The sequence below is a fragment of the Brevibacillus aydinogluensis genome, from assembly GCF_961514395.1.
In the GTDB taxonomy this organism is placed as follows: Bacteria; Bacillota; Bacilli; order Brevibacillales; family Brevibacillaceae; genus Brevibacillus; species Brevibacillus aydinogluensis.
In genome coordinates this window covers 1,314,527-1,328,917 of record NZ_OY569118.1, presented here as the reverse complement: position 1 = coordinate 1,328,917, position 14,391 = coordinate 1,314,527, and the positions used below count along the sequence as shown (strand labels likewise).

11 protein-coding genes are annotated in these 14,391 nt (G+C 58.8%); all 11 read right to left on the bottom strand.

Annotated features, from left to right (window positions below; genetic code table 11):
* Window positions 1-64: 64 nt before the first annotated feature.
* Window positions 65-1,156, bottom strand: a complete 1,092-nt coding sequence (gene murG / locus Q7F15_RS06525; protein ID WP_171564378.1) for an undecaprenyldiphospho-muramoylpentapeptide beta-N-acetylglucosaminyltransferase — start codon at window positions 1,154-1,156, stop codon at window positions 65-67.
* Window positions 1,157-1,172: 16 nt separating this feature from the next.
* Window positions 1,173-2,261, bottom strand: coding sequence for a stage V sporulation protein E (spoVE, locus tag Q7F15_RS06520; RefSeq protein ID WP_171564379.1), 1,089 nt, complete (start codon window positions 2,259-2,261; stop codon window positions 1,173-1,175).
* Window positions 2,262-2,328: 67 nt separating this feature from the next.
* Window positions 2,329-3,693 (bottom strand): UDP-N-acetylmuramoyl-L-alanine--D-glutamate ligase, encoded by a 1,365-nt coding sequence (gene murD / locus Q7F15_RS06515; RefSeq protein ID WP_171564380.1) that lies wholly within the window; start codon window positions 3,691-3,693, stop codon window positions 2,329-2,331.
* A complete protein-coding gene (gene mraY / locus Q7F15_RS06510) occupies window positions 3,690-4,661 on the bottom strand; it encodes a phospho-N-acetylmuramoyl-pentapeptide-transferase (protein ID WP_171564381.1) in 972 nt (323 codons plus the stop codon). Before mraY ends, murD begins: the two co-directional genes overlap by 4 nt.
* Window positions 4,662-4,704: 43 nt before the next feature.
* Window positions 4,705-6,183, bottom strand: a complete 1,479-nt coding sequence (locus tag Q7F15_RS06505; protein WP_171564382.1) for a UDP-N-acetylmuramoyl-L-alanyl-D-glutamate--2,6-diaminopimelate ligase — start codon at window positions 6,181-6,183, stop codon at window positions 4,705-4,707.
* Window positions 6,184-6,302: 119 nt separating this feature from the next.
* On the bottom strand, window positions 6,303-8,228 hold the full coding sequence (locus Q7F15_RS06500; protein ID WP_230077169.1) for a stage V sporulation protein D: 1,926 nt from the start codon (window positions 8,226-8,228) through the stop codon (window positions 6,303-6,305).
* A gap of 68 nt (window positions 8,229-8,296) precedes the next feature.
* Window positions 8,297-10,663 (bottom strand): penicillin-binding protein, encoded by a 2,367-nt coding sequence (locus tag Q7F15_RS06495; protein ID WP_212131835.1) that lies wholly within the window; start codon window positions 10,661-10,663, stop codon window positions 8,297-8,299.
* A gap of 139 nt (window positions 10,664-10,802) precedes the next feature.
* Entirely contained in the window at window positions 10,803-11,282 is a 480-nt protein-coding gene (ftsL, locus tag Q7F15_RS06490; RefSeq protein ID WP_230077171.1) for a cell division protein FtsL, read from the bottom strand.
* Window positions 11,283-11,319: 37 nt separating this feature from the next.
* On the bottom strand, window positions 11,320-12,255 hold the full coding sequence (rsmH, locus tag Q7F15_RS06485; RefSeq protein ID WP_230077172.1) for a 16S rRNA (cytosine(1402)-N(4))-methyltransferase RsmH: 936 nt from the start codon (window positions 12,253-12,255) through the stop codon (window positions 11,320-11,322).
* 86 nt (window positions 12,256-12,341) lie between these two features.
* Entirely contained in the window at window positions 12,342-12,773 is a 432-nt protein-coding gene (gene mraZ, locus Q7F15_RS06480) for a division/cell wall cluster transcriptional repressor MraZ (protein WP_171564387.1), read from the bottom strand.
* 150 nt (window positions 12,774-12,923) lie between these two features.
* A complete protein-coding gene (locus Q7F15_RS06475) occupies window positions 12,924-14,183 on the bottom strand; it encodes an adenosylhomocysteinase (protein WP_171564388.1) in 1,260 nt (419 codons plus the stop codon).
* Window positions 14,184-14,391 lie beyond the last annotated feature (208 nt).

The following is a 14,391-nucleotide window of genomic DNA, read 5'->3' as shown; positions in this document are numbered from 1 at the left end:
TTGCTTCATCCTATGCGATCGCCCATAACGGCGTGACAATCGCCCAGACGTCCGTTTTTTGCCTCTAAAGGCTTTTCATCAACCGATAGATTTCCGTTGCCGCCTGCGGCATCCCCAACTTGAGCGAGGCCTCCCGCATGGACGCCCAGCGCTTCCGGTCGCTCAACAGTCTGGTTAGCGACTGACGCAGCCGCTCGCCGGTCAGCTCCCGCTCCAGGATGACTTCAGCCGCTCCCTCCTTCTCCAGTCCGCGTGCGTTTTTCTCCTGATGGTTGTTGGTCACGTACGGGGACGGGATGAGAATGGCGGGGATGCCCAAGGCAGTGATTTCCGCCAACGTGGATGCGCCTGCCCGGCTGACCAGCACATGCGTAGCCGCCAGAACATCCGGCATATTGTGGACGAACGGCAGGAGGGAAATGTTGCGCGGCAGGTCTCCCTTTTCCCGCAGAGCGGCGGTAATTGCCTCGTAGTGAACTTCGCCGGTCACGTAGACAAAGTGGGTATCTTCAAATTGTTCCAACTCCGGCACGATGGACAGCACCGCTTCGTTGATCGCTTTCGCCCCGCGGCTGCCGCCAAACATGAGGACGATACGCTTGTCCCCGCCGATGCCCAAAAACGAACGGCCCGCCCGCTCGTCTCCGTGCATCACTTCCGTCGCCCGGGGATTGCCGGTCAGCACGCTTTTTGACCGGGGGAAAAACGACAGGGACTCGGGAAACGACACCGCCACCTTGTCGACGAACCGGGTAAGAAATTTGTTGGTCAGGCCGGGCACCACGTTTTGCTCGTGGATGATGGTGGGAATCCCCAGCCGGGCCGCCGCGTAGACCACCGGGCCGCAGACGTACCCTCCCGTGCCGATGACCACGTCCGGCCGAAAACGCTGCAGCATCTGTTTCGACGCGGAGACGGCGCGGAAAAACTTCCACAGGGTCTTGACGTTGTCCAGGGTGAGCTTCCGCTTCAAGCCGACAATTTCCACCGATTCAAACGGAATCCCGGCCCGCGGCACAATCTGGGCCTCCAGGCCGTGCTTGCTGCCGATATACAAAAAGGCCGCCTGCGGTTCCTGGCGGGACACTTCTTTCGCCACCGCAAGCGCCGGGTATATATGTCCACCTGTGCCTCCACCTGTGAGGACGACACGCATACGATCACCTTCTATTCTATCTGGAAAAACGCGAAATGTTTAACAGCACACCGACCCCGGTCAGCATCAGCGTCAGCGACGAGCCGCCGTAGCTTAAAAACGGCAGGGTGATTCCGGTAACCGGAAACATGCCGGTCACCACACCGACGTTGATGACCACCTGGATCGCAATCATTCCGATGATGCCCAGCGCCAGCAGACTGCCGAACAGATCCGGCGCTGTAATCGCCGTGCGCATGCCCCGCCACAACAGCAACAGGAACAGCAGGAGCACCAGTGATCCGCCGACAAAGCCAAGCTCCTCGGCAATCACCGAGAAAATAAAGTCGTTGTAGGGCTCCGGCAGGTAGAAGTGCTTCTGCCGGCTCTGCCCCAGCCCCAGGCCAAACAGCCCGCCGGGACCGATGGCGTACAGGGACTGGATGATCTGGTACCCGGTGTTCAGCGGGTCCTGCCATGGGTCGAGGAACGAGGTGATCCGCTTGATCCGGTACGGTGCGGACAGAATCAGTCCGACAAACCCGGCCAGGCCAAGCACGCCCAAGCCGATGAAGTGGCTGATCTTTGCCCCGGCGGCGAAAATCATCACCAGCGCGGTACCCATCAGCACGGTACCCGTCCCCAGATCAGGCTGCAGCATGATCAGGGCGAAACATACGGTCGGGATCGCCAGAGCGGGCACCAGCCCTTTGCGAAACTGCACGATCAGCTTTTGATTGTCGGAGAGCCAGCGGGCCAAAAAGGCGACGACTCCCAGCTTGGCGAATTCACCCGGCTGAATCCCGAACGCGCCGATGCCCAGCCAGCTCTTGGAGCCGTTCACCTCGATGCCGATGACCAGCACCAGGATCAAGAGGCCGATGCTGGCGTAAAACGCGACTTTGGCCCACCGCTTCCAGATCCAGTAGTCCATGTTCATCGTCAGGTACATGGAGGTGATCCCCAGCAGGGCAAAAATCAACTGCCGCTTGGCAAAGAAAAACGGGTCGTTGAACTTCTGCGCCACGATCGCGCTGGCGCTGTACACCATCACGATGCCTATTCCCAATAAAAAAAGTGTTGCAAAAATAATTACGAAGTCGGGAGCGGAGCGGGACTTGCTCATTGTGACAGGTCATCCTTTCTCGCGCCGTCCTTCGCTGATGCAGCACTCCTGCTGTACGGGACGGACGTTATGCTAGGCTTGTTTTAAGTCTATGCACAGCGTCCTTAAACATGCTCCCCCGCACTTCGAACGACGGGAACATGTCCCAGCTTGCGCACGCCGGACTGAGCAGCACCACGTCGCCCGGCGCAGCCTCGCCGCTGGCGGCAAGGACGGCTTTTTCCACAGTATCGACATGGATGAGCCTGCTAATTCCTGCTTCTTTTGCCCGCTCCAGCAAAATCGGGGCAGTCTGCCCGAGCGCGACCACCGCTTTTACCCGCGGCCCGATGACAGGCACCAGCTCGCGAAAATCCACGCCCCGATCCAGTCCGCCGCAAATCCAGACGATCGGTTCGTCCAGCGCCTGCAGCGCCCGCGAAGCCGCTTCCGGGTTGGTCGCCTTGGAGTCGTTGTAGTATTTGACACCGTCAATCGTCGCCACGTACTCCATGCGGTGCTCCACGCCCGGAAAGGTGGAGAGCACCTTGGCGATGGACTGCTTGTCCGCGCCTGCCAGCCTGGTCACCAGCGCGGCTGCCAGGGCGTTGTCCAGATGGGCGACGGACAGATCGGCCACAGCCATGAGCACATCCCGCTCCCCCTGCGGCCCGACGAAGACGATGTCACCGCCGTCCACATAGACGCCCTGCGGCACCGACTGCCACTTGCTGAAGTAGTAGGTGGCCGCCTTCAGTTCCCCGCATTTGGCCAGCACGTCCGGCTGGTCGTACGGCAGGATGGCGATGTCGTCAGCCGTCTGGTTGGCAAACAGCTTCAGCTTGGCTGCCAAATACTCGTCCATTGTGTGATGGTAGTCGAGATGGGCCGGATACAGGTTGAGCAGCACGCCGATTTGCGGCCTGAACGCCTGCGTCCCCAGCAGTTGAAAGCTGCTCAATTCCGCCACCAGGCGCTGGTCGGGCCGGGCCGTTTCCGCAAGCGAACACAGCACCGTGCCGATATTGCCTCCTACCAGGGCATCCATGCCCGCTTCCTTGAGGATAAGACCGACCAGCGTGGTCGTGGTCGTTTTGCCGTTGGAGCCGGTGATGCCGATGATCGGCGCCTGCGAGATGAGGTAGGCCAGCTCCACCTCCGTCACCACCGGGATGCCGAGCGCCAGCGCTTTGGCCACCGGCGCCGCTTCGTAAGGGATGCCCGGGTTTTTCACCACCAGGGTCACGCCTTCATGGATCAGGTAATCGGGGTGATGCCCGCAGATGACCGGAATGCCGAGCGCTTCCAGTTCGTCGGCGCCAGCCGTTTCCTCGCGCGGCTTCTTGTCGTTGACGACAACATGCGCACCAAAGCGGTGCAGCAGTTTTGCCACTGCCACACCGCTTTTTGCCATGCCCAACACGACTACGTGCTGATTGTGATAACGTTTCATCGCATTGCCACCACCTCTAGGTACACGCCCAATCCGGCAAAGATGATGCCCACCAGCCAGAAGGTGACGACAACGCGCCACTCCGACCATCCGGTCAGTTCAAAGTGATGGTGAAGCGGACTCATCCGGAAAATGCGCTTCCCTCTCGTTTTAAAGGAGACAACCTGCAGAATGACGGAGAGCGTCTCGACGACAAACACGCCGCCGATGACGGCCAACAGCAGCTCTGTCTTGGTCATGATCGCGATTCCCGCCAGGGCACCGCCGAGTGCCAGCGACCCGGTGTCCCCCATAAAGACGCGGGCGGGATGCGCGTTGAAGACGAGAAAGCCGAGCACAGCCCCGACGACGGCTGCGCTGAAGATGGCCGTGTCATAGTCCTGGCTGATCCAGGCGATGATGGCGTACGCCCCGAAGGCGATCGCGCCCGTCCCGGCGAGCAGGCCGTCCAAACCGTCGGTGATGTTGACGGCATTGGTCGTGCCTACCAGGAGAAACAGCAGAAACGGGAAGTACAAGAGGCCGAGCTCCAGCTTCCACGGTGTCCCCGGCAGGTGCAGCGTCGTATCGTGTCCCATTTGCACTAATAGGTAATACGCGCCGACGGCCAGAAGGAGTTGGCCGGTAAATTTCTGCTTGGCCGTCAGGCCGAGATTCCGCTTCCGGATGATTTTGATGTAGTCATCCAAAAATCCGATCAATCCGTAGCCAAGTGTCACCAGCATCAAAAACAGGATTTCTGCATTGATGTTGGCAAACTTCAGCACGGTAAAAATAAGTGCCATCAGGATGATTGTCCCACCCATGGTGGGAGTTCCTGCCTTTTTTTGGTGAGATTGCGGCCCTTCCTCCCGGATCGCCTGCCCGAATTTCAGGCGGCGCAGCACGGGGATGAACAGGGGACCGATTAGTACGGCAATGAGAAACGCGGCGACGATCGTGACGAGTAGTACATTGTCAGCGAACATGCCCGACCCTCCTTTCTCTGATGCTATTCACGGACGCGTGCCTCTATTCGTTCCGCCGTTCGGCGATGGCCTCCCGGGCCACTTCACGGTCGTCAAACGGCAGCACCTGTCCCTTGATGATTTGATAGGTTTCGTGTCCCTTTCCGGCGATCAGGATGACGTCATCCTGCTTGGCCTGCGCCACGGCGTAGCGGATCGCTTCCCTTCTGTCCACGATGGAGACGTATCGCTCCGCAGCCACTTCCGTGAGGCCCGCCAACATGTCGTCAATGATCGCCTGCGGATCCTCGGAGCGAGGGTTATCAGACGTTAAGACGGTCAGGTCAGCGTATTTTGTTGCAATCCGCGCCATAATTGGGCGCTTTGTCCTGTCTCGGTCTCCGCCGCAGCCGACCACACAGAAAATCCGTCCCTTGGCAAACTCCTTGACGGTCGCCAGCGCGTTTTCCAGGCTGTCCGGCGTATGCGAGTAGTCAACCAGCACGGCAAACGGCTGGCCCGCGTCGACCGGTTCAAACCGGCCGTTTACGCCCGGCACGGCTTCCAGGCTCGCCTTGATCTCATCAAGCGGCACACCTTCGGCCAGCGCGACGGCAATGGCGGCCAACGCGTTGTAGACGTTGAATTTGCCCATCAGCTTCAGATTGAGCCGGATGGAACCGGCGAAGGTGTGGGCAGTAAACGACGTGCCGCGGCTGGTGATCTCAATCTCGGCGGCCCGCACGTCGGCCGGATTGTCGATGCCGTACGTGATCACCCGGGCGGGCGTGACTTTGGCGTACAGGTTCGACGCCTCGTCGTCGGCATTGAGCACGGCCGTTTTCAACCTGTCGGGATCGTAGCTGTTTCCCAGTTGGGAGAACAGGAGCGACTTGGCGTCACGGTAATTCTCCATCGTCTCGTGGTAATCCAGATGATCCTGCGTCAGGTTGGTAAAGACTGCGGTATGTACATCGCAGCCGCGTACGCGCCCCTGCTCCAGAGCGTGGGAAGACACCTCGATGATCGCGTATTCCGTGTCGACGTCGCGCATCCGGCGAAACGCGTGCTGCAGTTCCAGCGCGTCCGGCGTGGTGTTTTTCACCTCTTCGGTGACATCGCCGATCCGCATGTGAATGGTGCCAATCAGCCCCGTGCGCTTGTTCTGGTCGCGCAAAATCTTGTCAATCAGATGGGTGGTGGTCGTCTTGCCGTTGGTTCCGGTCACCCCGATCAGCTTCAATTCCCGCGTAGGCGACCCGTAAAAACGGTCAGCCAGCATTGCCATTGCCCGGCGGGTATCCGGCACCCGGACAACGGTCGCTGGCACGTCCACATCCTGCTCCGCAAGCACGGCGACGGCTCCGTTTTCCACCGCCTGTGCCGCGAAGGCATGACCATCCACGGTGAAGCCTGTCAGACAGACAAACAAGCAGCCGGGCTGAACTTTGCGTGAGTCTGCCGTCAATCCTGTAATCTCCAAGCTGTCATCTCCCGTTACCTGCACCGGCAACAGAGGAGCAAGCAGATCTCGTAACAGCATAAAACAGGCACCCCATTCTCTCCCTATTATAGACAAATGCGTTGCGATTTCTACAAAACGCGGCGGGTGAGGCTTTCGATCAAGCCTCCCCACCCCGCTTCCGAAATCTCATTGTATAGCTAATCGGCTGATTTGTCACCCAGATGGATACGAATTTTTGATCCTTCCTCGATTTTGACTCCCGGGGCAGGCGACTGGCTGATGACGTGAGTGCCCTTGCCGGAGACGACCAACGGCAGCGTGTCGTACGTAGTGACTATTTCCCGCATCGAAAGCCCCACCATGTTGGGCACTTCCACGTAACGCGTCTGGCCGAGGGCGGGATTGTACTCCCGCGGGATGCCGTCCTTTCGTTTCGGCACGCCCATGTACTGCAGGGACGATTCGATGATGTTTTTGACGCTCGGCGCGGCGATCAGCCCCCCGAAGGCCAGCGCCTTGGGGTTGTCGACGGCGAAGTAGACCAGTATCTGCGGGTCGTCTGCCGGCGCGAAACCGATAAAGGAGACGATGTACTCCCCGTTTACGTACCTGCCGTTTTTTACCTTCTGGGCCGTACCGGTCTTGCCGCCGACGCGGTAGCCCTCGATGTACGCCTTGTTCCCCGTTCCGCGCGCCACGACACTCTCCAGTGCGTAGCGAACCTTGGCGGACGTCTCCGGCGTAATCACCTGACGCACTTCGGTGGGAAGCGCCCTGCCCACCACGTCATGGGTTACGCTGTCACGCCACTCTTTGGCTACATACGGCTTCATCAGCTTTCCGCCGTTGATCGCCGCAGCCACGGCGGCCATCTGCTGGATCGGCGTGACCGACACCCCCTGGCCGAACGACGTGGTGCCCAATTCCACCGGTCCCACCCGGTCCAAGTTGAACAATAGGCCGTTTTCCTCACCAATCAGATCAATGCCTGTCTTTTGTCCAAAGCCAAACTTTTTGATGTAGTCAAACAGCCGCTCCTTTTGCAGCCGCTGCCCCATCGTCACAAACCCCGGGTTGCAGGAGTTTTCCACCACTTCCAGCATCGTTTCCTGGCCGTGTCCCTGCCGTTTCCAGCAGCGCAGCCGCTTGCCGGCGACGAGGATGTAACCCGGATCGTAAAACCCTTCGTCCAGGCTGACCACGCCTTCGTTCAGCGCAGCGGCCAGGGTCACGATCTTAAACGTCGAACCGGGCTCGTACGTCTTCCAGATTGGCAGGTTGCGGTTGTACACCTCTTCGGGGTAGTCCCGGTAGCGGTCAGGCTGAAAGGTGGGGCGACTGCCCATGCCGAGAATCTCGCCCGTCTTCGGGTTCATGGCTATCGCCAGCACGTCGTCAGGCTGATACGCCACCATCGCCTGATCCAGTTCCCGCTCGATAAACGACTGAATCGTGCTGTCGATGGTCAGGTACATGTCCATCCCGTCGATTGGTGCGACATATTGCTCTCCTCCGCCGGGCATCGACTTTCCCCGCGCGTCGGCCAGGTACGAAACGTAACCGGGCTGCCCTTTGAGATAGTCGTCGTACAAGCGTTCCAGACCGGTCAGCCCCTGGTTGTCGATCCCGGTAAAACCGAGCAGATGGGCGGCCATCGTACCATGCGGATAGAATCGCTGGGTGTCTTCCACCACCTCGATGCCGGGCAGGTTCAGCTCCTGAATCTGCTTGGCTTTCTCCGCAGAGATTTTCCGTCCGCCCGGCACGCGGTTAATCATCGCTCGTTTGGTAATGCCCTGGTAGACCGTTTCTTCGTCCTGCTCCAGTATGACCGCCAGCTTCCGCGCCGTCTCACGCGCATCTTCCAGCTGCACCGGAATCGCCATGACCGAGGGAACGCTGATGTTGGTGACCAGTTCGTTGCCGTTGCGGTCGAGAATGCGCCCTCGCTTGGCTTCGAACGGAATGTTGCGGTTCCACAACTTCAACGCCTTGTCCTGCAGCCAGTGCCCCTGCACCAGTTGAACGTATCCGAGACGGGTGATCAGTGCGGTGTACAGGACGATGCCGATCACCAAGGCGACAAAAATGCGGCGCCGCACAGTTACATTGGATACCCGCAAAGCGAGTCCCCCCTCACGGAGTAGGTTGTCTCTTTCCTACCCTATTCGCGGGGGGGACGGGTTAGAACTTACGGTGTTGACGGCGGCTGATTCGCCGATCCTGCTGTGCCCGCTTCCGCGGAACCCTGCGCTGTTGTCTCGGATCCCGATGTAGCGCCGGGAGGGGCGCCTCCTGTCGTCGGATTGGTCTCGTCAGACGCCTGCGGCAGCTTGGACGCAGGCTGAAGCGTTACCTGCAGCTTTTCGCCTCCATTGAGCACGGTGCCCGGCTTGATGCTTTGCTGGGTGACAAAACCGGTCCCGACCTGCGCAACCTGGATGTTCAACAGCGAGGCGAATTCCATTACGTCACGCAGCGACCTGCCGGTAAAGTCCGGCATTTTCGCCCCTTTGACCCGATCCGTCACGAGGATCACGCGGGTGCCGGAGGGCACTGTCTCATTCGCGGCCGGAATCTGGCTGACGATCTTTGTGCCGGTTCCGACCACGTTCACGTTCAACTGCTCCTGCTGGGCCCGAAGTTGCGCGGTCGTCGTGGACATGCCGACCAGCTTGGGCACCGTCACTTCCTTGTCGGTCATAACCGGCTTCTGGGATGTGGCTGTGTTTGCCTTGTACGACGCCTGCTGCACCTGCTGCATGTCGGGTTTTAGCTGCAGGTACTGCAGGCTGCGCCCCATGACGGACGTAAAGATCGGCGCCACTACCTTTCTGCCCCATGTCTGATACGACTCGCCCACCTGCGGGTCATCCACCACCACGTAGACGAGCAGACGCGGATTGTCCTTGGGCGCAAAACCGATGAAAGAGACGATGTAGTGGCCCTTCATGACTTCACCGTTTTCCGGGTTGTACTTCTGCGCCGTCCCGGTCTTGCCGGCAACGTGATAGCCGTCGATCCTGTACGCTTTCCCCGTACCTTCTTCGTCTGTGACCACCGTCTCCAGTATGTCACGCACCTGCTTGGCGGTCGATTCCTTGACCACCCGGCGAACCACTTCCCGCTCGTTGCGCTTGACCACCTCACCGGTATTGGGATCGCGCATTTCCTTGACGATGTGCGGTTTCAAAAGCTCGCCGCCGTTGGCAATCGCTCCTACCGCCATCACCTGCTGGATCGCCGTCACGGTCACCCCTTGGCCAAACGTGGTAACGGCGATATCGCGTGGCGAACGCGGATTATCCAGGTTGTTCAGGTTGCCGGCCTTTTCGTAGGGCAGCTCGATTCCGGTAAGCTGGCCCATCCCGAAGTCCTTGAAGTACTTTTTCAGCCGGTCCTGCTTCAGCCGGTCGTACCCCAGGATGACGAAGGCGACGTTGCTGGAGCGCTGCACGCCTTTGAGAAAGGTGATCCTGCCCCAGCCGACCCCGTTGTTGTGGTCGCGAATCGCCGGACCGGGAATTTTCGTGTATGTACCCGACTGGTAGGTCTCATTCGGGTTGAACAACCCCTCTTCGATGGAGGCCGCCAACGTGATGATCTTGAACGTGGAGCCCGGTTCAAACATGCTCGTGACCGCGTGGTTGGTGTAGTTGGAAATCCCCTTGTAGTACTCGTTGGGGTTGAACTGGGACCGGTTGCCCATGGCCAGGATTTCGCCCGTGTTGGGATCGCTTACGACCACAGTCATGGCCTTGGGCTTGAATTCCTGCTCCGCCTGTTCCAGCGCCTGCTCCACATAGCCCTGGATCGTCCGGTCGATCGTCAGGTAGACGTTGAGACCGTCCTTGGCCGGTTTGTACTTGCGCTCCCCGTCCGGGAGCTGATACCCCAGCCTGTCCGTCAGAATCTGCATCTCACCTTTTTCGCCGCGCAGCTCCTTGTCCAACTGCAGTTCGATCCCCATGCGCGGCGTGCCCTCGTAGTCCACATAGCCGAGGACGTGGGTGGCAAAGCTGCCGTTGGGGTAATAGCGGCGGGTTGTTTCGATCAGCGTGATGCCGGGAAGCTGGTTATCCTCCACCTTCTGCCCGTTTGGCAGCGTCGGATGCTGCAGCTCGAGAATGCGGTTGCGCTGTTCTTCCGTAATCTTGTTGCCCCAGCGTCCCAATTCCACCACTTTGGCGGTAGGATTCGTCAGGTATTTATACAGTTTGTCCACCGGCGCGTTCAAAATGGGTGCCAGTTTGGTGGCCGTGTAGTATGGGTCTTTGACGTAATCCTGGTCCTTGTCGTCCATGGGCTTCAGCCTGGCGTTTACCGTGTACGCCTTGGCTTCGAAGGCCAGCTTCTCGCCGTTGCGGTCGAGAATCTCTCCCCGCTTGGGCTGCAGCGTTTTTTCCATGTCGTCCCATTGGATTTTGGCGTAGTCCATGAGCTTTGCCGCTTCTACGGTCTGAAGCCACCAGAGTCGCACCGTCAGGCCGGAAAACAGCACGATGGTGCAAAGCGCCAGAATCAGGATCCGCCAGTTGACGCGTCGTTTCGTGTCCATGCCCTCTTCCCTCCAACTCGACGGATGATGACCGCCCCCGTGCAGAGACGGCAAAAAAGAAAAGCTTCTCCGATCCCTGTCGGTGAAGCTGATGTCAGCATGTTGAACCTGTGATTACGGCAATATCCGCAAGTTCCCGTCAGGAATTCGTTTTCGACTGAGCGGGCTGTTTCGTCTTGGCATTGTTGTCATTTTGATTTTGCTTGGGAGTTTTCGCCGGATTCGTCTGCGCCGATCCCTGTGACGCGGATTTCCCCTTGGGTTGACCGATGAAGTGTACCGCTTCCGGATTGTAAACCATCCCCATGTTTTGCGCTTCTCTGAGAATCCGGTCGCTGTTGCTCAACTGCTCGACTTGCAGCAGCAGCGAGGCGTTTTGCTCCTTCGTCTCCTTGATCTCTTTTTTCAGGCGCTGGATTTCGTAGTTGTACTGTGAAATTTGCGAGTAACGGACGCCGACCAGACCCACTCCCGTCACGATCAGCGAGATCAACAGCAGGTACAGCAGCTTTTCCTTGGTTGGAATGGACGGTTTGATGCGAATGGTGCGCTTGGTTTTGGTCACGGTGTGCGACTTTTCCAGTTCCACCGCAAGATTTCCCCGGTAGTAGTAGCTCAACTCGGTCTCCCTCCTTTGCGTGCAGGCTCGCGGGGCCTTACAGTTTTTCCGCCACCCGCAGCTTGGCCGAACGGGCGCGCGGGTTGGCCGTCAATTCCGCTTCCGAAGGCAAAATCGGCTTTCTCGTGATGATTTTGACAGACGCCTGGTTCCCGCACGTGCAGACGGGAAACGACGGCGGACAAGTGCAGCCTTTGGCAAAATCCTGAAATACCTGCTTGCAGATCCGGTCCTCCAGCGAATGAAACGTGATGACGCTCACTCTACCCTGGGGACGGAGCAGATCGATCGCGTCCACGACCGCCTCGCGGAATGCATCCAGCTCGTCGTTGACTGCGATCCGAATGGCCTGAAACGTGCGTTTCGCCGGGTGCGGGCCGCTCCGGCGGGCCGCCGCCGGAATCGCTTCCTTGATCAGCTCCACCAGCTCCCCGGTCGTCCGCACAGGTGCATGCCGGCGCCGCTGTACGATTTGACGGGCAATCCGCCGAGAAAACTTTTCCTCACCATACTCCCAGATGATCCGGGCCAGCTCTTCCTCATCCCACTCGTTTACGATGTCGTAGGCGGTCAACGGTGCATCCTGATCCATCCGCATGTCCAGCGGCGCATCGGCGTTGTAGCTGAAGCCGCGCTCCCCCTCGTCCAACTGTGGGGAGGAGACTCCCAGGTCAAACAGCACGCCGTCCACACCGTCCAGACCGAGATCGCTTGCAATGTCACGGATTCGGCGAAAATTGCTCTTGACCAGCGTCACCTTATTCATGTAGGGAGCCAGCCGTTCGCGGGCGTTGTCCAGCGCCCAGTCGTCCTGGTCAATGGCGATCAGGCGTCCGCCTGCGCCCAACCGGGACGCGATCAAGCTGCTGTGCCCCGCGCCGCCCAGCGTACAGTCCACATAGACGCCATCCGGCCGGATATTCAGCCCGTCTACGGCTTCTTCCCTGAGTACGGTCACATGATGAAACGACAAAGGTTGTCACTCCCGATTCAAACGCGTAAGAAAAGGGTTGTCTGCCTTTTCAAACCGGATATTTTGCGCTGCCTGGACTCATGCAGTTACAAGTTGAAATCCACCAGCTTTTCGGCAATGTCCCCAAACGAACCCTCCGACTGAGCGAAGTACTCTTCCCAGCGCTCTTTGCTCCAGATCTCCACGCGGTTGGAGACGCCGATGCAGACGCACTCCTTTTGGATGTCAGCGTACTGGCGCAAAGTGGGCGGTATGTTTACCCTGCCCTGCTTGTCCCATTCGCATTCGGTCGCGCCGGAAAAGAAGAACCGCGTGAAGGCGCGGGCGTCAGCCTTGGTAAAGGGGAGCGTCTTCAGCCGCTCCTCCAGCACTTTCCACTCTTCCATCGGGTAGACAAACAAACATTGATCGAGGCCGCGGGTTATAACAAAGGACGAGCCGAGCCCTTCGCGGAATTTGGCAGGGATGGTCAGTCGGCCTTTTTCATCGATGCTGTGCTGATATTCACCCATGAACACGGCCGTTTCCCCCACTTTCCTTCCACTAGACTCCACTTCCCCCCACTTTTCCCCACTCGCTGCCTAGTTGTTATTATAAAAAAAAATCCTGCTTTTGTAAGCAGGATTTTTTCGCTGATTTTCTCGCCGGACTTGGACGGGTTTCGCCGCTTATTCGACCCAGCTGTCCAGATACGCTTTTTGTTCGTCGGTCAATTTGTCGATGCCGATGCCCAGCGCCTCCAGCTTGTAGCGCGCCACCATTTCGTCCAGCTCGTACGGCACGTTCAGCACGCGCTTGCCGATCGACTGGTAGTGTTTGTTGACGTATTCCAGAGAGACTGCCTGGAGGGCAAACGTCATGTCCATGATTTCCGCCGGGTGGCCGTCGCCCGCCGCCAGGTTGACGAGGCGGCCTTCCGCCAGAAGGTACAGTTTTCGACCGTCCGCCATGACAAATTCCTCGATGTCCTTGCGAACCGTGCGCTTCGATTTCGACAGTGCTTCCAGCTCCACCTTGTTCACTTCGACATCAAAGTGGCCGGCATTGGAGAGGATCGCTCCGTCTTTCATCACTTCAAAGTGCTCTTTGCGGATCACGTCGCGGTTGCCGGTAACGGTGACGAAGTAGTCGCCGTGTTTGGCCGCTTCGCTCATCGGCATCACTTCAAAGCCGTCCATGTACGCTTCGACCGCCTTGATCGCGTCCACTTCGGTCACGATCACTTTCGCCCCGAGGCCTTTGGCGCGCATCGCCACGCCTTTGCCGCACCAGCCGTAGCCGACCACGACCACGGTTTTTCCGGCGACGACCAGGTTCGTCGTGCGGTTGATGCCGTCCCAGACGGACTGCCCGGTGCCGTAGCGGTTGTCAAACAGGTATTTGCAGAACGCGTCGTTGACCGCCACCATCGGGAACTCCAGCTTGCCCTCTTTTTCCAGCGCTTTCAGGCGCAGAATCCCGGTGGTCGTCTCTTCCGCGCCGCCGCGAATCTGGCCGAGCAGATCGCGACGTTCGCTGTGCAGGATGGACACCAGGTCGCCGCCATCGTCAATGATCAGGTCCGGACGGGTCTCCAGCGTTTTGATCAGGTGCTCCTTGTACTCCGCCGGATCCGGATTGTACTTGGCAAATACGCGGATGCCGTCTTCCACCAGGGCCGCGCAGACGTCGTCCTGCGTGGAGAGCGGGTTGGAACCGGTAATCGTCACTTCGGCGCCGCCTGCTTGAATCACTTTTGCCAGGTATGCCGTTTTTGCTTCCAGGTGCAGGGAAATCGCCACTTTCAGGCCGGCAAACGGTTTTTCCCGTTCAAAGCGCTCCCGGATCCGGTTCAACACGGGCATATGTTCTTTCACCCAGTCGATCTTCAAGTGACCGTTGGGTGCCAATGACATGTCTTTTACAATGCTTTCCGAAACCATGTTCATGGGTTTGACGAACCTCCTTCTTCTCTGCAACACCATCATTATCTTATCATACGCATTCGCAGGCTTCATCCTTTTTTCCTGTTCAAACCAAAAATGGTCTTGCGCGGACAGGAGCGGACGCTCGTGGTTCAGCGTGGCTCAGTCAACACTGACAAAGAAGCCTGGAAACATGTGTCTCGTTCGCTGCAATCGATTGGCCATCAGTCAG

Excerpts from the sequence above, each read along its gene's own strand:
- murG (WP_171564378.1), bottom strand. The coding sequence starts at position 1,156 with ATGCGTGTCGTCCTCACAGGTGGAGGCACAGGTGGACATATATACCCG.
- spoVE (WP_171564379.1), bottom strand. The coding sequence starts at position 2,261 with ATGAGCAAGTCCCGCTCCGCTCCCGACTTCGTAATTATTTTTGCAACA.
- Q7F15_RS06495 (WP_212131835.1), bottom strand. The coding sequence starts at position 10,663 with ATGGACACGAAACGACGCGTCAACTGGCGGATCCTGATTCTGGCGCTT.
- mraY (WP_171564381.1), bottom strand. The coding sequence starts at position 4,661 with ATGTTCGCTGACAATGTACTACTCGTCACGATCGTCGCCGCGTTTCTC.
- Q7F15_RS06475 (WP_171564388.1), bottom strand. The coding sequence starts at position 14,183 with ATGAACATGGTTTCGGAAAGCATTGTAAAAGACATGTCATTGGCACCC.
- murD (WP_171564380.1), bottom strand. The coding sequence starts at position 3,693 with ATGAAACGTTATCACAATCAGCACGTAGTCGTGTTGGGCATGGCAAAA.
- Q7F15_RS06505 (WP_171564382.1), bottom strand. The coding sequence starts at position 6,183 with ATGCTGTTACGAGATCTGCTTGCTCCTCTGTTGCCGGTGCAGGTAACG.